The organism is Micromonospora sp. WMMD712, from assembly GCF_029581295.1.
Taxonomy (GTDB): Bacteria; Actinomycetota; Actinomycetes; order Mycobacteriales; family Micromonosporaceae; genus Micromonospora; species Micromonospora carbonacea.
In genome coordinates, this window is record NZ_CP120743.1 from 7,273,845 (window position 1) to 7,295,188 (window position 21,344).

19 protein-coding genes and 1 riboswitch are annotated in these 21,344 nt (G+C 75.9%); of the genes, 7 read left to right on the plus strand and 12 right to left on the minus strand.

Annotation, left to right across the window (positions count from 1 at the left end; all coding sequences use genetic code 11):
- Nucleotides 1-4 precede the first annotated feature (4 nt).
- On the minus strand, nucleotides 5-1,327 hold the full coding sequence (locus O7633_RS30830) for a solute carrier family 23 protein (protein WP_282324910.1): 1,323 nt from the start codon (nucleotides 1,325-1,327) through the stop codon (nucleotides 5-7).
- 80 nt (nucleotides 1,328-1,407) lie between these two features.
- Nucleotides 1,408-2,040 carry an alpha-ketoglutarate-dependent dioxygenase AlkB gene (locus O7633_RS30835; protein ID WP_074475798.1) on the minus strand — a complete coding sequence of 211 codons (633 nt, stop codon included), beginning with the start codon at nucleotides 2,038-2,040 and terminating at the stop codon, nucleotides 1,408-1,410.
- Between the two features lie 123 nt (nucleotides 2,041-2,163).
- Here O7633_RS30835 and O7633_RS30840 point away from each other — a divergent pair, with 123 nt between their 5' ends.
- The gene (locus tag O7633_RS30840) at nucleotides 2,164-4,143 is read left to right on the plus strand and encodes a hypothetical protein (RefSeq protein ID WP_282324911.1); all 1,980 of its coding nucleotides are present in this window, start codon (nucleotides 2,164-2,166) and stop codon (nucleotides 4,141-4,143) included.
- Nucleotides 4,144-4,192: 49 nt separating this feature from the next.
- Here O7633_RS30840 and O7633_RS30845 read toward each other — a convergent pair whose 3' ends face one another.
- The 10 genes from O7633_RS30845 to O7633_RS30890 form a co-directional block, all read right to left on the minus strand.
- The gene (locus tag O7633_RS30845; protein WP_282328688.1) at nucleotides 4,193-5,248 is read right to left on the minus strand and encodes a spore coat protein; all 1,056 of its coding nucleotides are present in this window, start codon (nucleotides 5,246-5,248) and stop codon (nucleotides 4,193-4,195) included.
- Complete coding sequence (locus O7633_RS30850) at nucleotides 5,245-5,976, minus strand: glycosyltransferase family protein (protein ID WP_282324912.1); 732 nt, start codon at nucleotides 5,974-5,976, stop codon at nucleotides 5,245-5,247. The genes O7633_RS30845 and O7633_RS30850 overlap by 4 nt, the downstream gene beginning before the upstream one ends.
- Nucleotides 5,973-7,898, minus strand: a complete 1,926-nt coding sequence (locus O7633_RS30855) for a class I SAM-dependent methyltransferase (RefSeq protein WP_282324913.1) — start codon at nucleotides 7,896-7,898, stop codon at nucleotides 5,973-5,975. The genes O7633_RS30850 and O7633_RS30855 overlap by 4 nt, the downstream gene beginning before the upstream one ends.
- Nucleotides 7,888-8,730 carry a hypothetical protein gene (locus O7633_RS30860; RefSeq protein WP_282324914.1) on the minus strand — a complete coding sequence of 281 codons (843 nt, stop codon included), beginning with the start codon at nucleotides 8,728-8,730 and terminating at the stop codon, nucleotides 7,888-7,890. The genes O7633_RS30855 and O7633_RS30860 overlap by 11 nt, the downstream gene beginning before the upstream one ends.
- Before the next feature lie 10 nt (nucleotides 8,731-8,740).
- A complete protein-coding gene (locus O7633_RS30865) occupies nucleotides 8,741-9,889 on the minus strand; it encodes an aminotransferase class I/II-fold pyridoxal phosphate-dependent enzyme (RefSeq protein ID WP_282328689.1) in 1,149 nt (382 codons plus the stop codon).
- Nucleotides 9,890-9,894: 5 nt separating this feature from the next.
- A complete protein-coding gene (gene pseB, locus O7633_RS30870; protein WP_074475803.1) occupies nucleotides 9,895-10,878 on the minus strand; it encodes a UDP-N-acetylglucosamine 4,6-dehydratase (inverting) in 984 nt (327 codons plus the stop codon).
- Between the two features lie 188 nt (nucleotides 10,879-11,066).
- Complete coding sequence (gene pseI, locus O7633_RS30875) at nucleotides 11,067-12,116, minus strand: pseudaminic acid synthase (RefSeq protein WP_282324915.1); 1,050 nt, start codon at nucleotides 12,114-12,116, stop codon at nucleotides 11,067-11,069.
- Nucleotides 12,113-12,694 carry a GNAT family N-acetyltransferase gene (locus O7633_RS30880; RefSeq protein ID WP_348776310.1) on the minus strand — a complete coding sequence of 194 codons (582 nt, stop codon included), beginning with the start codon at nucleotides 12,692-12,694 and terminating at the stop codon, nucleotides 12,113-12,115. The genes pseI and O7633_RS30880 overlap by 4 nt, the downstream gene beginning before the upstream one ends.
- Nucleotides 12,691-13,833 (minus strand): glycosyltransferase, encoded by a 1,143-nt coding sequence (locus tag O7633_RS30885; protein WP_282324916.1) that lies wholly within the window; start codon nucleotides 13,831-13,833, stop codon nucleotides 12,691-12,693. Before O7633_RS30885 ends, O7633_RS30880 begins: the two co-directional genes overlap by 4 nt.
- Nucleotides 13,834-13,923: 90 nt before the next feature.
- Nucleotides 13,924-15,246: a polysaccharide pyruvyl transferase family protein gene (locus O7633_RS30890; protein WP_282324917.1), complete on the minus strand. Its 1,323-nt coding sequence runs from the start codon at nucleotides 15,244-15,246 to the stop codon at nucleotides 13,924-13,926.
- Nucleotides 15,247-15,443: 197 nt separating this feature from the next.
- Between O7633_RS30890 and O7633_RS30895 the strand changes: the two genes are divergently transcribed.
- The 6 genes from O7633_RS30895 to O7633_RS30920 all read left to right on the plus strand — a co-directional run bounded on the left by O7633_RS30895 (nucleotide 15,444) and on the right by O7633_RS30920 (nucleotide 21,342).
- Nucleotides 15,444-16,634 carry an acyltransferase gene (locus O7633_RS30895; protein ID WP_282324918.1) on the plus strand — a complete coding sequence of 397 codons (1,191 nt, stop codon included), beginning with the start codon at nucleotides 15,444-15,446 and terminating at the stop codon, nucleotides 16,632-16,634.
- Nucleotides 16,635-16,683: 49 nt separating this feature from the next.
- Nucleotides 16,684-17,085 carry a hypothetical protein gene (locus tag O7633_RS30900; RefSeq protein ID WP_282324919.1) on the plus strand — a complete coding sequence of 134 codons (402 nt, stop codon included), beginning with the start codon at nucleotides 16,684-16,686 and terminating at the stop codon, nucleotides 17,083-17,085.
- A gap of 145 nt (nucleotides 17,086-17,230) precedes the next feature.
- On the plus strand, nucleotides 17,231-18,004 hold the full coding sequence (locus O7633_RS30905; RefSeq protein WP_282324920.1) for a hypothetical protein: 774 nt from the start codon (nucleotides 17,231-17,233) through the stop codon (nucleotides 18,002-18,004).
- Nucleotides 18,005-18,292: 288 nt separating this feature from the next.
- A riboswitch (cyclic di-AMP (ydaO/yuaA leader) is annotated at nucleotides 18,293-18,435 on the plus strand.
- Nucleotides 18,436-18,655: 220 nt separating this feature from the next.
- Entirely contained in the window at nucleotides 18,656-19,531 is an 876-nt protein-coding gene (locus tag O7633_RS30910; protein ID WP_282324921.1) for a C39 family peptidase, read from the plus strand.
- Nucleotides 19,532-19,702: 171 nt separating this feature from the next.
- Nucleotides 19,703-20,800: an XRE family transcriptional regulator gene (locus O7633_RS30915; RefSeq protein WP_282324922.1), complete on the plus strand. Its 1,098-nt coding sequence runs from the start codon at nucleotides 19,703-19,705 to the stop codon at nucleotides 20,798-20,800.
- The gene (locus O7633_RS30920; RefSeq protein WP_282324923.1) at nucleotides 20,797-21,342 is read left to right on the plus strand and encodes a hypothetical protein; all 546 of its coding nucleotides are present in this window, start codon (nucleotides 20,797-20,799) and stop codon (nucleotides 21,340-21,342) included. The genes O7633_RS30915 and O7633_RS30920 overlap by 4 nt, the downstream gene beginning before the upstream one ends.
- The last annotated feature ends 2 nt before the right edge of the window (nucleotides 21,343-21,344 follow it).

A 21,344-nucleotide genomic window follows, 5' to 3' on the forward strand; every position in this document is an offset into this window, starting at 1 on the left:
CCGGTCAGCTCGACGGGGTGGGGGCGCGCAGGCGGGCGACCAGGCGCATGCCGTGATAGACGACCAGGGCGGCGGCGGTGCCGAGGGCGATGCCGTTGAAGGAGAGCTCGCCGCTGGTGAGGGTGTAGTTGGCCGCGCCGACGATCAGCGCGACGGCGGCGGTCATCAGGTTGACCGGGTCGTGGAAGTCGACCCGGTTCTCGATCCAGATCCGCGCGCCGAGGACGGCGATGAGGCCGTACAGGGCGGTGGTCGCGCCGCCGAGCACCCCCGCCGGCACGGTGAGGATCAGCGCGCCGAACTTGGGGCTGAGCCCGAGCAGCACGGCGGCGAGCCCGGCCACCCAGTACGCGGCGGTGGAATAGACGCGGGTCGCCGCCATCACGCCGATGTTCTCCGCGTAGGTGGTGGTGCCGGAGCCGCCGCCGGAGCCGGCGAGCATGGTGGCCAGGCCGTCGCCGAGGAACGCCCGGCCCATGTCCCGGTCGAGGTTGCGGCCGGTCATCGCGGCGACGGCCTTGACGTGCCCGGCGTTCTCGGCGATGAGCACGAGGATCACGGGGATCACCAGCACCGTCGCGCGCAGGCTGAAGCTCGGCGCGTGGAACTCGGGCAGGCCGATCCACGCCGCCTTGCGCAGCCCGTCGACGGCCTTCGGGTCGAGGCCGCCGAGGGCGGCGGCGACGAGCCAGCCGACGACGACGCCGAGCAGGATGGACAGCCGGGCCGCGAAGCCCCGGAACGCGACGGTGGCGAGCAGGATCGCGGCGAGGGTGAGCACGGCGATCAGCGGTTGGGCCTTGACGCCGGTGCCGCTGCCGCCGCCGTCCCAGGCGACGGGGGCGAGGTTGAGCCCGATCAGCGCCACGATGGCGCCGGTGACCACGGGCGGCATCAGCGCGTCGATCCAGCGCGCCCCGGCGAGCTGGACGACGAGGCCGACGGCGGCCAGGGCGGCGCCGGCCACGACGATGCCGCCGAGCGCGGGGCCGATGCCGCCGTCGGTCTTCGCGGCCAGCACGGGGGCGATGAACGCGAACGACGACCCGAGGTACGACGGCAGCCGGTTGCCGGTGATCAGCAGGAAGAGCAGGGTGCCGACGCCGGAGAAGAACAGGGTGGTGGCCGGCGGGAAGCCGGTGATCAGCGGCACGGTGAAGGTGGCGCCGAACATCGCCACGACGTGTTGCACGCCGACGCCGACGGTGCGGGGCCAGGAGAGCCGCTCGCCGGGGTGCACGACGTCGCCGGGGGTGACGGAGCGGCCGTCGCCGTGCAGGGACCAGGGGGACCAGCGGGAGCGTGGCTCGGCGGGGGTCTGGGTCATCGCGGCGCCCTTTCGCGTCGACGGCGGTGCGGGGCGGGGACCCTGGAAGTCGTTTCTAGCAGAGGAGCCGTGGGCTGCGCTCAGGCGACCCCGGCGGGGCGGAACTGGACGCTGACCCGGGGGCCGACGGGGCGGGCGGTCTTCGGGACCGCGTGCTCCCAGGTGCGCTGGCAGGAGCCGCCCATCACCACCAGGTCGCCGTGGCCGAGGGGGAAGCGTAGGCCGGGGCCGCCGCCGCGGGGGCGCAGCAGCAGCGGCCGGGGCGCGCCGAACGAGACGATGGCGACCATGGTGTCGGTGTGCGCCGAGCGGCCGAGGGTGTCGCCGTGCCAGGCGACGCTGTCGCGCCCGTCGCGGTAGAGGCACATGCCGGCGGTGACGAACGGCTCGCCCAGCTCGGGGGCGTAGTGGGCGGTCAGCGCCGCCCGCGCCCGGGTGAGCACCGGGTGGGGCAGCTCGCGGTGGCCGGAATACCAGCAGAGCAGCCGGGGGACGTCGACCCGCGCGTCGTACATCGTGCGGCGCTCGGCCCGCCAGGGCACGTCGGCGAGCAGCACGTCGAGGACGGCGTCGGAGCCACGCACCCAGCCGGGCAGGTGGTCGACCCAGGCGCCCCGGCTCAGCGGGTGCCGGCGCAGCCCGGCGAGCGGGCCCGGCGACGGCCCGTCGGCGGCGAGGTCGAGCATCGACGGCTGGTAGGCGGCACCGGACATGCCCCGCAGCCTACCTGGCATTTCGTACGCGTGTGCGAGCGCGGTCCGGTCCGTCACCCGCCGGTCACCTGCCGCACACGTGGACGTCGCCGCCCGTCGCCGGGCCGGGCCTAGCGTGGCCGGGTGCAGAGCCAGTCCGCCACCGTCGTCGCGCCGGCCGGTCCGCCGGAGCCGCCGCCGGGCCGCCCGGCCTGGCCCGCCCGCCGGCTGGTCGGGTGGCTCGTCGTCGCGTGGGTCGGGCCCCTGCTGGCGTACGCGGCGGGGCTGGCCGGGCTGCTGCCGCTGGTGCTGCTCGGGTTGACGGCCGGGCTGCTGCGCGGCGGCCGGACCCTGCTGGACCGGCTGGTGCTGGCCGGCGCGCTGCTGGCCGGCGCGACGTGCGCCGCCGGGCTGCTCTTCTCGGCCTGGCCGTGGGGGTTGCACCCGGTGCCGGTGGCGGGGACCGCGTCGACGGTCCTGCTCGGGATCGCGGCGGCCACCGGCCGCCGGCCGGGGCTGCCCCGTCCGGTCGCCGCCGACGCGCTGCCGGTGGGCGCGGCGCTGCTGGCCGCCGTCGCGTTGGCCTGGCCGTACCTGCGCGCCGGTGACCTCGCCGGCCGCCTCGCGTACGCGATGACGGGCGAGGACAACAGCCGGCACCTGGCCACGGTGGAGGGCATCCGGGCGGTCGGCGGGTACCTGTTCACCGACCCGCAGGCGGCGGCGCGGATCGCCCCGGAGCCGATGGTCTGGTATCCGCAGGGCTTCCACCTCACCGCGGCGCTGCTGGACACGTTCCTGCGCTCCTCGACGGCGCCCGCCGGGCCGGCCGACGCCCTCGACCACTACCTCGGCTGGTCGGTCGGGGCGTGGGGGCTGCTGGTGCTCGCCGTGACGTGGACGGCGCAGCGGCTCGCCGGCCCGTGGCTCGACCTGCCCCGCGCCCTCGCGCTGACCGGCGCGGTCACGGCCGCCTGCCTCGGCTCCGAGCTGGCCCGCTTCGTCGTCTACGGCTATCCCGGCGAGAGCCTCGGGCTGGCGGCGGCGGTGCTGCTGGTGGCGGTGACCTGCCGGCCGGTGGCCCGCACCGGCACCCAGGTGGCCGTGGTCGGCGCGCTGTGCGTGACGGTCGGCTTCGCGTACCTGATGTTCCTGCCGGTGGTCGCGGCGCTGGTGGCGGCGTGGCTGGTCCGGGACCGGCGGCGGCTGCGTCGCCGGCCGCGGCTGCTGGCGGTGGCGATGTCGGTGGCGGCGGTGCTGACGCCGCTGCCGGCCGTCGCCGGCCTGCTGCGCACCGACCAGGTCGACAACGTGGCCACCGGCGGCGGCGTGTTCCCCCGCTACGACGCGTTCCTGGCCCTCGTGGGCCTGGTCGGCGCGGGTCTGGTCGCGGGCCGGCGGCTGCCGGTGTGGCGGCGCTACGCGGGCGCGCTCGCCGCGGCGGGCGTGTTCGCGGCCGGGTTCCTGCTCTACTTCCGGGCGCTGGGCACCGACCCGCGCTACTACTACGGCAAGACGCTGCACCTGCTGCTGGCGGTGCTGCTCGTCGGCGCGGGCGCGCTGGCCCTGCTGCTGCCGCCACCGGGGCGGACCGTGCCCGGCACGCGGGCCGGCGGCGGGACGGGCCGGCGGACCGCAGGGCAGCGGGCCGGCGCGCGGTGGGCGGTGGCGGTCGCGCTGGTGGCGGCCTGCGCCGGGGCGGCCGGGCTGCCGCGCGGCACCGGGCTCTTCGCCCAGCCGTTCGGCGACCGGGTCACCACCTGGGCGGCGGCCTGGTGGTCGGGGTCGCTGGCCCGCCCGGGCCCGGCCGCGTCGACGGCCCGCGCGCTGGCCCGGCCGCCGGCCGCGCCGGGCACCGTGACGGTGGTGGTGAGCGACCGCCGCCGCGAGGGCTACCTGGTCACCCTGTTCGTCTCCACCCTCCAGGGCACCGCCGGCGCGTCGGGGCCGGCGGTGTACCGGCTGCCGCTGGCCGAGCCGGCCCGCAGCGCCGCCGTGGTGGCGGCGGTCCCGGGGCCGATCCGGTTCCTGGCCGCCGACGCGGCGGCGGCCAGGATCGTCGAGGACCTGCTCGCCGCCCGGCCCGAGCTGCGCGAACGGGTCAGCGTGGAGCGGCTGCCCTGAGCCGGAGCGGCTGCCCGGCGGGCGGCGGCGCGGGGCGTTCCGTGGGCGGCTAGCTGCGGCTGGGCGCGCCGACGAGGGCGAGCACCGCGTCGGCGACCCGGGCCCGGCCGCGCCCGTCGACCGTGGCCCAGGCTCGGGCGGCCAGAGCGGCCCGGCGCTCGGGGGAGTCGAGCAGGGCGCGCAGCGTCCGCGCGGCCCCGGCGCGGGCCGTCCGGCCGGGCAGCCCGGCGGCGGCCAGCGCGGGCAGCTCGCCGAGGCCGGCCACGAGCCCCGCGTCCACCACCCGGCCGTACGACTCGCGCTGGTTGTCCACCACGCACACCAGCGCGGCCGGCGCGCCGAGGCAGCACAACTCCCAGGTGGACGTGCCGGCGGCGCTGACCACCAGGTCGGCGGCGGTGACCAGGGCGGGCAGGTCGTCGGTGGGCGGCACGGGCCGCACCGCCTGCCCCCGGCCCGGGGTCAGGGCCGCCAGCTCCGCCTCGACGTCGGCGCGGCCGACGACCACGGTCAGGTCCATCGGGTGCCCGGTGGCCAGCAGGACCCGGGCCAGCACCGGGGCCGCCCCGAACGCGTCGGTGCCGCCGAAGAAGGCCAGCACCCGGGGCCGGGCCACGGGCGTCGCGGGGCGGGGCGTCGCCGGCCGCGCGGCCACCACCGCGTCGCGCAGCAGCGGGTACGCCGTCCCGGCGAGCAGCCGGCCGGGCAGCGGCCCGTGCGCCGCGCCCAGGTTCTGGTCCAGGTAGACGTCGGCGTCCTGCCCCCGGGTGTCGCCGTCGACCACGGCGAGGGTCACCACCCCCGCCGCGCGCAGCGCCCCCGCCCCGGTCGGGTCCAGCTCGTACGAGTCGAGCACCACCACGTCGAGGCCGTGCCGGCGGGCCGCCGCCACGAGGTCGGCGGGGCGCTCGGGGCCGGGGTGCAGCGGGATGCCCCGGGCGGCGAGCTGCCGGCCCGCCCAGCCGACGCCCTCGACGGTGCCGAAGAACTCGACGCGGTGACCCCGGGCGAGGAACTCCTCGGCCAGGGCGAGGCAGCGCACCAGGTGCCCCACCCCCCGGGTGGGCCCGGCGTCGCAGCGCACCCCGACGCGCACGGTGCTCAGGACTCCTCCAGCCGCTTCTGCCGCACGGCGGCGTTCAGGGCGCGCAGGGCCGGCTGGCCCGCCAGCCAGTCGGCGAGCTTCGCCAGCGGGACGCTGACGTCGCCGAAGTGGTCGGCCACCGCCCGCACCAGCGCCCAGTCCTGCTCGGTGTCGAGGGTGAGCCGCAGGGCCGACCGGTCGGGGGTGAGCGTCACCCCGAGCACCCGGAACAGCTCCGGATGGGTGTACGCGTACGAGGTCACGTGCACCCGGTGGTGGTCGGTGGCGATGCGGTGCAGCGTCCGCAGCGTGTCCGCCCGGATGATCTCCACGTCCAGCCCGCGCGGCAGCGTCCGGGCGATCGACGTGCTCGCGTAGTCGAGCCCCGGCACGGCCCGGTACACGTCGGCGACCAGCCGGACGATCTCCGGGTCGAGCAGCGGGCAGTCGGCGGTGAACCGCATGACCGCGTCCCCGGGGTGCGCGTCGAGCGCGCCCACGAACCGGTCGAGCACGTCGTCGACGGGGCCCCGGTGGCAGGCCACGCCGAGCCGGGCGCACTCGGCGGCCACCGCGTCGTCGACGGCGTCGGTGCTGGTGGCGACCACCAGGTCGGCGAGCACCCCGCCGTCGGCGGCGGCCCGGACCACCCGGCCGAGCACCGAGCGCCCGGCCAGCGGCCGCAGCACCTTGCCGGGCAGCCGGGACGAGCCCATCCGGGCCTGCACGATCCCCACGATCCGGGTCACTGCTGTTCCTCCTCGGCGCGCCGGGGCGCGAGGGCGTCCTTGGCCCGCCGTTTCGCCGCGCGGGCGCCCCGCTTGGCCAGCCGGGCGGGGGTGATCGCCAGCCGGCCGACCCGGTAGCTGAGCGAGCCGCTGAGCAGGTTGATGGTCGCCTCGGCCCGGCGCAGCGCCCGTTCCCGGGAGGTGAGCAGCTCCTCCGTCCAGCGCAGCAGGGCCGTCACCCGGGTCAGCTCCGCCTTCTGTCGCAGCCACGCCTCGCGCAGCTGCTGGTGGCTGTCCAGGCCGACCGGGGGCGCGGTGGGCTCCACGGCGCGCACCTCGTCGGCGAGGGCGACGCGGTCGGCGCCGTCCAACCCGCGCAGCGCCGCGGTGACCGCCACCTCCGCGTCGACGGCGGCCGTCACCGTCGCCCGGTCCAGGTCGCGCCCGGCGGTGCCGGCCAGCACCACGGTCAGCCCGGCCACGTCGAGGGTGGACGACCAGGGGTGGGCGTACCCGCCGGTGGCCAGGGCGGCGGCGAACCGCCACAGGCCCCGGGCCAGCGTCACGTCCAGCGGCCACGGGTCGCTGGCCCGCCAGCTCGGGTCGAGCACCGCGAACCCCGGGGACGCGCCGGCGGCGTCGCGGGCCGGGGCGGCCCCGCCGTCGGCGAGCACCACGTTGTCGAGGCTGGCCAGGGCCGTCGCGCCGGTGAGCCGCCCGGCGTCGTCGGCGTGCGCGTCGAGCCAGGCCGCGTACCCGCGCAGCAGCCGGCGCAGGGCGGCCAGGTCGCGGCGCAGGCAGGCGTCGAGCAGCACGGTGCGCAGCAGCCGCCCGTCGGGCACCGCGCCGGTGAGCACGGCCGGGTCCCGCCAGGCCGCCGCGCGGGTGGCGAACGGCGCGTCGGCGGCCGCCGCGACCGGGCCGGGCACCCGCCACCGCCAGCCGTCCGCCGCCGCCGTCACCTCCACCACGCCGATCCCGGGCGGCCCGGTCTGCACCCACAGCACCGGCAGCCCGCCGGGGCCGGCCGGCGCGGTCCGGGCCGCACCCGGGGCGGTGCCGGCCGGGTCCGGCGGGTCGCCCACCGCGGGGGCGGCCGAGGCGGAAACGGTCGGGGCCGGGCGGTGGGCCAGCAGCAGCCAGCCCGGGGCGAGCGCGGCGCCCAGCCCGGCGTGCAGCGCGTCGACCGCGAGCCGGGCCGGGTCCTGGAGCACGGGACGGCCGGCGCGGCCCGGCGCGCACGCGCCGTGCAGCACCGCGTCCAGCAGCCCGCTGCCGGGGTACGCGGCCAGCGCGTCGGCGTCGACGAGGGCGGTCGGCGCGCCCGGTTCGGGGTACGCGGCGAAGCAGCCGCCGGGGCGCAGCCCCGCCCCGGCCAGCCGCTGCCGCGCCTGCTCCAGGTTGGCGGGGCGGCCGGCGTCCAGCACCCCGCCGACTGTCCAGTCGGCGTCGTCGCGGCCGGCGTACCAGGGCGCGGTGTCGACCATCCGGGCCAGCCCCACCGGGTTGTCCAGCCGCAGCAGCAGGGTCCCGCCCGGGGCGAGCACGGCGGCGAGCCGGCGCAGCAGCCCGTCCCAGCCGACCGGGGTCCCCTCCACCGACTCCACCGCGTCCAGGCCGGCGGCGGCGATCACCACGTCGAACGTCTCGTCGGCCGGCAACCCGCCGGGGCCGCCGACGACCACCCGCACGGCCCGGTCCTCGGCCAGCGCCGACCCGTCCGGCCAGCTGCGCAGCAGGCAGGTGACGTCGGCGTGGGCCAGCCGGTCGACCAGCGCGGGGTCGTGCGGCCCGGCCAGCAGCACCCGCGCGCCGGCCGGGACGACCCGGGCGGCCAGCGCGGCGAGGGGCCCGCCGCCGGGCAGCCGCCGGCCGGTCAGGTCAGACCAGGCCAGCATCTCCCCGCCGGGCAGGGCGATGCGGGTCGAGGTGTCAGTGGTCAACGTGTTCCTCCTGGAGGGTCGCCCAACCCAGCAGCTCCCGCAGCTCGGCCGGCGTGCAACGGTGGTCGGTGCCCAGTTCGGCGCGGGCGGTCTCGACCGCCGTCGGCAGGTGCACCGACTCGCCGTGCAGGTCCGGCCACTGCCGGCGGATGCGGGCGGTGCCGCCGAACGTCGGGTCCTCGTCGGCCAGGATCATCGGGTCGCCGTAGACGGCGGGCTCGCAGCCGGCCGCGATGCCGTAGAAGATGGCGCTGGTCAGCCGGTTGGACGCGACCCGGCGGTGCCGGCGCAGCTCGGTGAGCTGCTTGTCGAGGAAGAGCGGGTCGGTGTCCTTCCACCAGTGCCCCCGGTAGCCGTGGCAGATCACCCGGAACCCGGCCTGCTCGTAGAGGCGGCGGACCCGGCGCATGCCGTACTCGTGCCAGTAGAGGCAGACGGTGACCGGGCCCGGCTCGGTGGCGCGGATGCGGGCGATCAGCTCCCGGTGGTCGCCGCGCACGTGCTGGCCCTCCCAGCCGTGGAACGGATACCAGATGGTGCCCTCCCGCTGCGGCTCCGGCGGGTCGTCGGCGCGCAACGCCAGCAGGTACGCGAACGGCGCGCCGGTCACCACGACGTTGCGCCGCCCCACCGACCAGGCCCGCCGCCGGGTCTGCTCCGACCACAGCAGGCTCGGCGTGCCCTCGACGTACGGGTGGCCGGGGGCGAGGCCGTCGCCGATGTTCCAGCCGTGCTGGACGTACCCGTCGATCCGGGGCGGGTGCCCGTCGCCGAGGCCGCAGTAGCGGGCCAGCACGTGCGCGTGGCCGTAGAAGTGGTTCGCGTGGTGCATCCCGGTCCCCTCAGGCGGCGGCGCGCGCCGGGGCGGCGTGCAGGGCGGCGGCCAGGGCGTCGACGACGCGGTCCTGGTCGGCGTCGGTGAGGTCGGGGAACAGCGGCAGGGAGAGCTGCTCGGCGTAGAACCCCTCGGCCACCGGGCAGGAGCCGCGCCGGTAGCCCAGCTCCGCGAACGCCGGGTGCCAGTGCACGGGGACGTAGTTGACCTGCACGCCGATCCCGGCGGCCCGCATCGCGTCGTAGACGGCGCGGCGGCGACCCTCGTGCACCCGGATCGGGTACAGGTGCCAGGCCGGCTCGGCCCAGGACCGCCGGCCGGGCACCGACACGCCGGGCAGGTCGGCCAGGGCCGCGTCGTAGCGGGCGACCAGCTCGGCGCGGCGGTCCAGGAACCGGGGCAGCCGGCGCAGCTGGCTGCGGCCCAGCGCGCAGAGCACGTCCGGCAGCCGGTAGTTGAGCCCGAACTCGTGGATCTCCTGGTGCCAGCCGCCCTCGTCCGGCCAGCGCTGCGCGGCGCGGTCGCGCACGAGGCCGTGGTTGCGGAACCGGCGGGCCCGCTCCAGCAGGGCCGGGCTGACGGCGGCGACCGCGCCGCCCTCGGCGGTGGTGAGGTTCTTCGTCGGGAAGAACGAGAACGTGGTCAGGTCGGCGAGCGACCCGACCGGCCGGCCGTGGTAGGCCGCGCCGATCGAGTGGGCGGCGTCGGCGAGCAGCAGCTTGTCGCCGCCGCCGAGCACCGCGCGCAGCGCGTCGTAGTCGGCGGGGTGGCCGGCGTAGTCGACCGCCGCCACCACCTTCGTCCGGCCGGTCAGCGCCGCGCCGACCGCCGCCGGGTCCAGGGTGTACGTCTCCGGCTCGACGTCGGCGAAGACGACCCGCGCGCCGAGCGCGACGGCGGTGCTGGCGGTGGCCGCGAACGTCATCGGCGGCACGACCACCTCGTCGCCGGGGCCGACGCCGGCCGCCGCGTACGCCACGTGCAGGGCGGCCGTGCCGTTGGACACGGCCGCGCAGCCGACCCCTCCGGTCCAGCCGGCCAGGTCCGCCTCGAACGCGTCGACCTGGGGGCCGGTGGTGAGCCAGTCGCTGCGCAGCACGGCGACCACGGCGGCGACGTCGTCGTCGGTGACGGACTGCCGCCCGTACGGGAGCATCGCCATCACGCGGCGATGCCGAGCATGTCGCGCAGCTGCTCCACGCCGAGCCACTCGTCGTTGCTGTCCGACTGGTAGGCGAACCCGTCCGGCACCGGCTCGCAGTGCGCGGGCGGCTGGTAGCCCCAGGTGGCGATGGTCGGCTGCACGATGAACCGGTCCGGGGTGCGCAGGGTCCGCCGGCTGTCGTCCGGGGCGATCATCTCCTCGTGCAGCTTCTCGCCGGGCCGGATGCCGATCTCGTGGGTGGTGGCGTCCGGGGCGACGGCCTCCACCAGGTCGAGGATGCGCATGCTCGGGATGCGCGGCACGAACAGCTCCCCGCCCTGCATCTGGTCGAACGAGTCCACGACGAACTGCACGGCCTGGTCCAGGGTGATCCAGAACCGGGTCATCCGCTTGTCGGTGACGGGCAGGCTCCTGCCCTCGGCGGCGAGCCGGCGGAACAGGGGCACCACCGAGCCCCGGCTGCCCACCACGTTGCCGTAGCGCACCACGGCGAACCGGGTCGGGTGGTGGGCGGCGTAGTGGTTGGCCGAGACGAACAGCTTGTCGCCGACGAGCTTCGTCGCCCCGTACAGGTTGATCGGGCTGGACGCCTTGTCGGTGGAGAGCGCGATGACCTTCTTCACCCCGGCCTCGATGGCCGCGTCGACGACGTGCTGCGAGCCGGTGATGTTGGTGGCGATGAACTCCGACGGGTTGTACTCGGCGGTGTCCACCTGCTTGAGCGCGGCGGCGTGCACGACGTGGTCGACGCCGTGCATGGCCCGGGTGAGGCGGTGCCGGTCCCGGATGTCGCCGATGAACCAGCGCAGCCGGGGGTCGTCGCCGAGCTGCTGGCGCAGCTCGTACTGCTTGAGCTCGTCGCGGGAGAACACCACCACCCGGGCCGGGTCGGCCTCGGCCAGGACGTGCCGCAGGAAGGTGCGGCCGAAGGACCCGGTGCCCCCGGTGATCAGAATGGAGGACCCATTCAACTCGCTCAACTGGTGCTCCCAAGGTCGGTTGATCTTCCGGCCGGGGACGGTGCCGGCCGGCGGACGGTTCGTGACGCTAAGCCGGCAGAGTTAACGGCCCCACGCCGGACGGTGAACGGGCGCGACGCGGGCGGTGAATGCGGCATGCCCGTCCCGCGTCGACAGCGGCCGCCAGGTGAACGGGACATGTCCGCCGGTCAGACCAGGTCCCAGCCCAGCGCGGTGCCCCGGGGCACGTCGCGGCGGAAGGTGCGGCCCAGCACCCGGTCCAGGTCGGCCGGGGGCAGGCCGCCGGCCGGGCGGATCGAACGCACGTTGTCCCGGGTCACCGGCTCGCCCGCGCGCACGTCGGCCACCACGTACAGCGACCGGCGGAACCGCAGCCCCTCCCGCTCGGTGGGGGTCGGGCCGATCGTGGTGACGCCCAGCGCCGCCCAGGCCCGCTCGGACTCGACGCGCAGGTCGGCCAGCTCCGTCGGCTCCAGCGAGAAGTCCGAGTCCACCCCGCCGTCGGCGCGGCGCAGCGTCACGTGCTTCTCGATCAGGCAGGCGCCCAGCGCCACCGCCGCCACCGGCACCCCGATGCCGGGCGTGTGGTCGGAGATTCCGACCGGCACGCCGAACGTGTCGGCCAGCACCGGCAGCCGGCGCAGGTTGCTGTCCTGCGGCGGGGCCGGGTACGACGCGGTGCACGCCAGCAGCACGATGCCGCCCGCGCCGCCCGCGCGGGCGGCGGTCACCGCGGCGTCGATCTCGCCGACCGTGGCCATGCCGGTGGAGATCACCATCGGCTTGCCGGTGGCGGCCACCAGCCGGATCAGCGGCAGGTCCACCAGCTCCGACGAGGCGATCTTGTACGCCGGGGCGTCCAGCTCCTCCAGCAGCTCCACGGCGGTGGCGTCGAACGGCGACGAGAAGACCGTCAGGCCGTGCCGACGGGCCCGCTCGAAGATCGGCCCGTGCCACTCGTACGGCGTGTGCGCCCGCTCGAAGAGCTGGTAGAGCCGCTCGCCGCCCCACAGCTCGTGGCCGCCGGAGATGCGGAACTCCGGCGCGTCCACGTCGATGGTCAGCGTGTCCGGGGTGTACGTCTGGAGCTTGAGCGCGTGCGCGCCGCTGGCCGCCACCGCGTCCACGATGGCCAGCGCCCGGTCGAGGCTGCCGTTGTGGTTGCCGGACATCTCGGCCACCACGAAGGGCCGCTCGCCGGTGCCCACCGCGTGCGGGCCGATCTTGACTGTCGTCATGTTCCCCTGCTCAGTTGCGTCCACACCATCTGGTGCGGCGTGCCGTCGACGTCCCGCTCGTAGCGCCGGACGATCGTGAACCCGAAGCGCCGGTGCAGCGCCAGCACCGGCCGGTTGGTGGCCAGCGTCTCCCCGCCGAGGGTGCGCGCGCCGAGGGTGCCGAACGCGTACGCGATCGCCGCCTCCTCCAGCGACAGCCAGGCCGGCAGGAGCGCCCGCCGGGCGTCCAGCCCCTCGACGTCGAGATAGAAGCCCCAGGTCAGCGCCCGGTCGGGGCTGGTCACGCCGGAGAAGGTCACCACGCCGCAGGGCTGCCCGAGGTGCTCGTGCACCAGCACCCGCCGGTCCGGGTCGACGCGTACGCCCGCCCACCAGGCGGCGTGCTCGGCCGGGCCGATCTCGTGCCGGGTGAGGCTGACCTCGCGGACCTGCGGGTGGTTGCGCCAGCGCAGGATCGTCGCCAGGTCGGCCTCGCGGGCGGGCCGCAGCCCGCCGCCGGCCCTGGTGGTGGCGCTTCCGGCGCTGTCGGCGGCGGTGCCGGCGCTGGTGGCGGTGCCGCCCGGTCCCGGCCCGGTCATCCCCGGCCCGCCAGGGCGCCGCCCCGGTCCGCCTCGGACGGCGCGGCGGCGTCGGCGGCCAGCGGCCCGCTCCCGCCGGACGCCGCGTCGGGGGCCGCCGCCCCGGCGGGCGACGCCGGCCGCAGCGAGCCGGCCAGCCGGTGCGCCCGCCGCAACGTCTTGTACGCGAGGTAGCTGTCCCGGGCGACCAGGCGGTGCTTCAGCCCGGCCACCCCGCCCGGCCGGGCGTACCCGCCCGAGGGCAGGTAGCGGCGGTAGTGCTCGGCGACCCGGCGGAAGAACCCCCGCCGCAGCCTCGGGTGCACCCGGCCGTCGTTGCCCACCACCACCAGGTAGTGGTTGATCATCAGACCGAACAGGTCGGTGCGGATCCACTCCTCGGTGACGTGCCGCGCCACCCACTGCTGGAGGCGCTCGTACTGCACGAACGCGTCGAAGTGCCGGCCGCTGCGGGTCGAGGTGATCGCCCCCAGCCGGCCCTGCCGGTAGTGGTAGCAGACGTGGTCCAGCACCCCGATCCGGTCCGCGGCGATGAGCAGCGGGTGGCTGAACGGGATGTCCTCGTACCAGCCGGGGTGGAAGCGCAGCTCCAACTCGTCGAGGAACGCCCGGCGGACCACCTTGTTCCACGCGGTGTGCTGCACCCGCAGCAGTTCGGGCCGGTCGGCCAGCCGGACGCACCCGTCGACCCCGCGCAGCAGGTGGCTGCTCGCGTCGACCTCCAGGCGGCCGCCCTCGTGCACCCGCAGGTGATCCACCAGCAGCACGTCCGGCTCGTCGCGGCGCAGCCGCGCCAGCACCGTCGGCAGGGCGCCCGGGGGCAGCCAGTCGTCGCTGTCGACGAACCACACGTACCGGCCCGTCGCCTCCGCCAGCCCCGCGTTGCGGGCCAGCCCCAGCCCCACGTTGCGGGTCAGGGACACCACCCGCACCTGGGGCCGCCCGGCCGCGTACGAGCGCAGCATCTCCCCGCACCGGTCCGGGGAGGCGTCGTCGACGGCGACCAGCTCGACCTCGGCGGCCTCGGCGGCGGACAGGCCGCCGAGGATCGACTCCAGGCACTGGTACAGGTACGCCTCGACCCCGTGCACCGGGACGACGATGCTCAGCAGTGGGCTCCGCGTCGGCTCATTGACCACGCCCGACACCCTCGACCGCCCGGATGGACGGCCCCGGAACCTGACGTATCCGCCGGGGGTGGGCTCGCTGAACAGACCCCCTACGGAGGGTTAACGCTTGAGCATCCGCTTCATCCGGCCGCCGGCCGCCCGCACCCGGGCCCGCAGCCGGTGCGACTCGAACCCCGCGACGGTCTCCTTCAACTCCTGGTTGCGGTCGTGCAGCCACTGGATGCGGGCGATCAGCTCCGCCGGGTCGGTGGCCGACTGCGCGCGTACCGCCGGGGGGAAGGTCGTCTCGGCGACCTGCCGGTCGAACCGGGCGGCGCTGTCGCCGTCGGCGAAGGAGACCCCGAGGTCGTGCTTGGCCAGGAACGCCGTCATCGTCGCGTACCGGGCCTTGTGCCCGTTGTTGAGCGCGCTGTAGTCGGCCTCGTCGTAGAGCTCTATGGCGTCCACGTCCGGCGGGACGTCCTTCATCAGCCGGTGCGGGATGTCGAAGTACCGGGCCAGCTCCAGCGTGCGCGAGTCGTGCGCGAAGAGATAGCCCGGCGTGCCCGCCACCAGCGCCGTGATGGTGCCGTGGATGCGGGTGCCGAAGTTGAAGTCGAACCGCGACAGGTAGTCCATCCACGTCCACGGGTCGACGAACATCCGCACCTTGTCCTCGGTGAACAGCGGGTGGGAGGTGTGGATCGGGATGGCCGCCTTCTTGCCCCGGTCCTCCGGCGCGTCGCCGAAGAGCAGGGTGCCGAGCGTCTTCAGGTCCTGCGGCAGGTAGCGCAGGTTCGGGTACCGCCGGTGGTGCGAGGCGATGACCTTCGCCATCGACTTGACGTACGGGGAGACGGTCAGCGCCACCCGGTCCTCGACGGTGAGCGTGGTCTTGCGCTTGTCGACCCGCAGGCTGTCGCCGTGCAGGAACATCGACGGGCAGCCGATCACGTCGACGGCGGAGAAGCCGAGGGTCCGCAGGTACCCCTCGGTGATCTCGCCCCGCACCCCGATGCTGTGCGACCGGTCCAGCACCGCCGAGACGAACGCCTTCACCGCGTCGTCGATCGGCCGCAGGTACTCCCGGTCGGCGTCGACGTTGGTCTGCGCGCCGACCCCGAACACCACCACCGGGATCTTCAGCCGCTCGATCAGCTGGGTCATGGCGACCAGGCGGTGTGCGTAGCTGCGCCGGAACGCGTTGGCCAGCGGCACCACGAACACGTCGAACCGCTCGTTGATCTCGTCGGCCTCGCGCGGGTTGACCCGGAACTCCGACGAGGTGACCTCCGCCGTCGACGTCCGCAACAGTTTGTGCGCCGCGTGGCTGAACACGAGGTTGCCGGCGTTCTCGCCGATCCAGTTGCGCTCGAACGTCTCCTCCGGCGACTTGACGTCGAACGGCCCCTTCTTGGCCCGCAGCAGGATCCGCTGGTGCATCCGTGTTGTCCCCTCGTCGTGGCCGAGACCGCGATATTAGGCCATCGCGCCCGGGCCGCCGCCAGGCGCGTCACGGGACGCCCGACGGCGGGCGGCGCGCCCGGCCGCACCGGGTAGGGTGCCGGCGGGGCGGCACCGCGCGGCCCGCCGTCACCCGGGCGGCGGCCTCGGCCCGGGCGTCCGCGAGGAGGAGAGCGGTGCTGGTGACCCCCGCCGACGGTCGGGCCGTCGGCCTCCCGGGCGCCCCGACCGTCGTACGCGCCGACGCGCCGGCCCGCCCGGCCAGCCGGCTGCCCTCGCTGACCGGGCTGCGCTGGGTGGCCGCCCTGCTCGTCTTCGGCTACCACGTCGGCACCATGCGGATCGTCGGCCAGCCCGAGGCCAAGGCCGTGGTCGACTGGCTGTTCACGCTGGGCCTGTCCGGCGTCGAGTTCTTCTTCATCCTCAGCGGCTTCGTGCTGGTCTGGTCGGCCCGCGACGGGGACCGCCGCCGCGACTTCCTGCGCCGCCGGCTCGCCAAGATCTACCCGAACCACCTGCTGATGTGGGCGGTGGTGCTGGCGACCGGGGTGTGGGTCTTCGCCGACCCGGTCAACGTCCGCGCCGCGCTGGAGAACCTGTTCCTCGTGCAGGCGTGGGACCCGACGCCCGGCTACTTCTACAGCGTCAACTCGGTGAGCTGGTCGCTCTCCTGCGAGCTGTTCTTCTACGTCTGCCTGCCGTTCGCGCTGCCCCTGGTGCGCCGGGCGCCCGTCGGGGCGCTGTGGGCGGTGGTGGTGGCCGTGCCGCTGCTGATCGTGGCGCTCTGGCCGGGGCAGCGCCTGGTGCCGCAGGAGAGCACCTGGTGGTTCACCCAGATCTTCCCGGTCGTGCGGTCGCTGGAGTTCTGGATGGGGGTGGCCGCCGCCGAGCTGCTGCGCCGGGGGCGCTGGCGTGGGCCCGGGCTCACCGCCGCCAGCGCCATCTTCGTCGTCACCTGGGTGGTCGCCGCCCAGTGGATCCGCGCCGAGCTGTGGGCGGCGCTGCTCGCGGCGGCGTACCTGCTGGTCATCGTGGCCGCCGCCGACGCGGATGTGCGCGGCGCGCGGACGCCGTGGCGGTCCCGGCCGATGGTCTGGCTCGGCGAGGTCTCCTTCGCCTTCTACCTGGTGCACGTCTTCGTCATGATCACCGTCCTGCGGCTGGCCGACCGGCTCGGCACGGGCCTGCCGGGCTGGTGGGGCCCCCTGGCGGCGGTCGGCTTCCTGCTGGTCAACCTCGGCCTGGCCGCGCTGTTGCACCGCTGGGTCGAGATGCCGCTGACCCGCCGGCTCGGGCCCCCGCGCCGCCCCCGCCCGCCGGCCGCCGCCCACCCGCCGGTGGTGCGCCGCGCCGCGCCGAGCAGCTGACCCGCCCGCCGGCGGCGCGTCGCGCGACCGGTGGCGGTAGCGTGGACGGGTGCTTCCCGTCGCGCTGACCTGTCCCCTGTGGTGGGTCGTGCGCTGGACGGCGCGGATGCTGGCGACGCTCGCCGTCGTGGTCGCGTTCTCCCTCGGCGCCGCGGCGCTGCCGGCGGGCGCGGTGGTTCCCGGCGACGTCGACCCCGGCCCGGCCGGCGCGGTCGCCGCCGATCCCGCCGCCGCCGATCCCGCCGCTTCCGCCGCCGTCGTGGAGGCACCCGGATCCGCAGGGGCCGCGACTACCGCCACCGCCACCGCCACCATCGGCCCGTGGCCGCCGGCCGGCGCGCCGTCGCCCGCCGGGGCCGGTCGTCCGCCGGCCACCGCGCCGGCCCCGCAGCGGGTGCCGACCGGGTTCGTCCCCGCCGCCGCCGGCCCCCGCGCGCCGCCGGCCGCCTGAGCAGCACGGCGGGCCCGCCCGCCGCCGTCGCCGACGAACCGCGCCGCCCACCCGCCTGCCGGACCGGCCGCCCCACCCCCCGCCGCCCGCGCCCCGCCCGGCGGCGTGGATCCCGTTCCGCCTCCACCGTCGCAAGGTGCCGACCATGGACATCGTGCTCTACCAGTTCCTGACCGAGGTGCCGCTGGCCGCCGCCATCTGGTCCGTGCTGCTCGTGCTGGCGCTCACCGTGCTCGCGGTGCTGGTCGCCCGCCCCGAGCGGCACCACCCGCCCGCCGTCGAGGCCCCCGCCGGGCCCGCCGCCCCGCCGGCCCCGGCGGCCGCCGACCTGCGCCGGTACGCCGACGAGGTGGCGGTGGCCGCCGCCGGGGCCGCGCAGAACGCCCGCCGTCGCCGGGCCGCCTGGACGGCCGCCCAGGACGCCGCCGAGCGGGCCTGGCAGGCGTACGACGAGGCGGAGACCGCCGCGCGGCGCTTCCGCGACGCGGGGGCGCTGCCGACGCCGCACACCCCGCGCACCACCACCGAGTACGTGGCCCGGGAACGCTGGCTGCACCACGCCGCCACGGCGGCCCACCTGCGGGGCGAGCTGTCCATCGGGCAGCTCTGCGACGTCTTCGCCCGCCGGGGCGGCTGGGACCCGCGGCGGCACCCGGTGGAGCAGGAGGTCGTCCTGGCCCGGGCCGTCCGGGACGGCAGACTGGCCCGCTACCGGGCCGCCGCCGCGCGGGAGCGGGCCGCGTGGGACGACGCCGAACTGGCCGCCGCGGCCGCCCGGGCGCTGGCCGCCGAGGCGTACGCCGCCGCCGAGCGCGTCCGCCCCGCCCCCGCGCCGGCTCCCCGCGCGGCGGTGGCCGGTCGGTTCGTCCCGGCCCTCGGCTGGCGGCCGGCCCGCTGGCGCCCGGCCCAATCCAGCTAACCCACGGGCGGTGGCGTGAGGCGGGTCACTGCCGTCCCGGATCGGGCAGGCTGGTCCGATCGGTCCGATCGTGGGCCGCAATTCGCCGACATTCACGACGCGTTGTCCCGTTGCGGGTCGGCTGACGTCTGTCGGGTCGACACTCCCATTGAGTCACGTCAGTCTCCGTATGACCCGTAAGTTGGTCGGCCTCGGCACGTTTACGCAGGTGGAGTGGGGTTGGCAGGGCTTCCGTCGGCCAGTAGTGTCGGCCCGTCCGGTGCGGTACCCGATCGCAAGAGGCGACGCCGCGCCGACCCGCTCAATCGTGACCATCACGAACCGGGGACCCATTGCACGTCCGGGGTGAATCCGCGGGCCACGGCCTGCGGTAGGGCGATCTTCCCGCCCGAATCCGTCAGCTAACCCGGTAGGCGGTGTCGGAAGGAGTTCCATCCTCGTGCAGTTTGACCCCACCCCCCGGGTTGTTCCTCCACCACGGAGCCCGGTGCCCGCGTCCGTCGCCGTCGAGCCGGCGCACTGACCGTCGCACCCCTGCGTACGCCCGCCTGAACGGGCGTCCCCCCAGAAAGCGGACCCCACCGGCCGCGGACACGTCCGCGCCGCCGTGCGCCGACGCGCGCCCGGGTGCCCCCGCTTCCGCCCCGCCCCGTGGAGGAACACGTGAACGATCAGCTCAAGCGGCACCTGCGGCGACTCGCCACGGAACGCCCCTACCAGGTCGTCGCCGGCTCCGCCGCGGCGCTGCTGCTGGCCTCCGGCACCGGCGCGCTGCTCGCCGCCGTCGACGACGACCCCGCCCCGCAGCGGACCACCAACGCCGCCGTGGCCGAGGTCGCGCCCCGCCTCGACGGCGCGGCCAGCCGCGCCCAGGCCCGGGTCGCCGCGCCGCCCGCGACCGCCGCCCCGGGCAGCGCCTCGCCGTCGCCGAGCGCCACCCCGACCACCCCGAACCCCGACCTGACCGCCAGGTCGACGCCGAAGAAGACGACGCCGAAGCCGGCGGCCCCGAAGCCGCCGTCGACCAAGGTCCTCGACTACGACTACGAGGCCCAGACCACCTACTACTACTGCGGCCCGGCGGCGGTGCGCAACGCGCTCTCCGCCACCGGGGTCGACGGCACCCAGGACGCCCTGGCCGTCCGCCTCGGCACCACCGAGATGGGCACCAACTCCGCCTACGACACCACGCGGGTGCTCAACGAGATGGTCAAGGGCGAGCCGTACCGGACCCGGCTGATCCCCGGCGGCGCCGCCACCCCGGCTGAGGCGGAGCGGCTGCGGGCCGACGTGGTGCAGGCGGTCAGCGCCGGGCGCGGCGTCGTGGTCAACATCGCCGGCGACGCCACCGACGTCGACGGCGGCTGGCACTCGTTCCCCGGCGGCCACTACATCGCCGTCGTCGGCTACCGCGACTCCGGGCGCACCGTGCGGATCGCCGACTCGGCGGACCCGGCCGTCCCGGCGTACTGGATCAGCACCGCCGCGCTGGCCCACTGGGCGGCGACGCGGGGCTACTCGGCCTGACAGCACCCTCCCCCCGCCGGCCCCGGCTCTCCTGCGAAGAGAGCCGGGGCCGGTGCCGTCTCCGGGTAGGCAGGACGATCAGACAATGGGGAGTGGGTCATCGCGTCGGCGGCGCGCCGCATGAACTCGTGCATCGGCCCGCTCCGACGCGGGTTGTGCGATTATCGCACCATGGCTGATGACCAGGAGTGGTGCTTCGTCGGCGAGCAGGTGCGGCACGCCCGGCTGTCCCTGGGGATGTCGCAGCAGGATCTCGCCGGGGCGGTGGGTCTCGACCGCACCATGCTGGCCAAGGTCGAGGCGGGCACCCGGCGGCTGGACGGCCTCGAACTGGCGCGGCTGTCGCGTGCGCTGCGGGTGTCGATGAATTACCTGATCGAGCCACGGCCGACTGTACTGTCCCGGCGGTCCGCGCCGGTGACCGAGGAGATCGGCACCGAGGCCGCCCGCGCGGCCGAGCGGCTGGAGATCGCCCTCGTCGAGTGGCTTCGTGACGTACGTCAACTCGTGGGGCTCGGCGTGCTGGACACTCGTCCACCGCTCCGTTACCCGGGCGCCGTCACGGTCGAGGACGAGGCCCGGCAGGCGGCGCAGTGGCTCAGGCGCGAGTGCGGAATCGATGACGGGCCGATCGGCAGCATCGTCGAGGTCTGTGAACGGGCCGGCCAGTGGACTCTGGTGACCGACCTGCCCGGCGACGGGGCATCGCTGATCGAGGGTGACCTCGCGGTCGCGGTGGTGAGCACCTCGGGCGATCCTGGTCGCCGACGGGCGACGGCCGCGCATGAGCTGGGCCATCTGATCATCGGCGACGAGTACTCCAGCGATCTGGGCGTCAGCGCGTCGCGGACGCACCGTGAGTCCGCCATCGACGCCTTCGCCGCAGAACTGCTGCTGCCCGCCCAGGTGCTGGCGGCCGCGCGGGATGCCGGCCCGGTGACCCGGGACCTGCTGGTGGGTCACGCGGCTCGATACCGGACCTCCTGGTTGCTGGCGCTGCGGCAGGCGGAGCAGGCGGAGGTCATCGACGCGCCGATCCGGCGACTCTGGAGCCAGAACCGGCCGACCCGGGCGGAGTTCATGGAGGCTCTGGGCTGGGTTCCGCAGCCGGATCTCGCCTCCGTGCGGGTGCCGCCGGCCTACGCGCACGCCGTGATGGAGGCGTTGCGGATCGGTCGCATCACCCGAACCAGGGCGGTCGAGCTGATGCACGGTCAAGTCACCGAGCCGGACCTGCCGGACAACGACGACCTGGAGATCGAGCCGTGAGCCTGCTTGCGCCGACGGCCGTCCTGGTGCTGGACACCATGGTGCTCGGCCACTTCACCCTCGCCGACCGGCTCGACGTTCTGCACGACCTGTTGATCGATGCGGACTGCTGGACAACGCAGGTGGTGGTCGAGGAACTACGGGTGGGCTCGGCCGCCCGGCCCGAACTGGCGGCGGCGTGCGAGGCGGACTGGCTGGGCGTCGCCCGTCTGGGCACGCTCGACGAGATCCGATGCTTCACGAGATGGACCTCGTTGCTGGGCGCCACGGAGCGGAATCTCGGCGAGGCGTCCGTCTTCGCTGCTGCTGAGCTGCGTGGAGGCATCGCGATAACGGATGACCGGGACGCCACGAGGATCGCCCGCAAGAACGAGGCACGCGTGCACGGCACGATCTGGCTCCTCGCGGGAGCGTGCCGTACCGGGAAGCAGACCGAGGCGGCTGCGGGCAGCCTCGTCGAGGGGCTGCGGGCGACCGGTGCCCGCCTGCCGTGCTCTGGCGCGGAGTTCCCCGCGTTCGCCCGCCGGCACCACCTGCTGTAGCC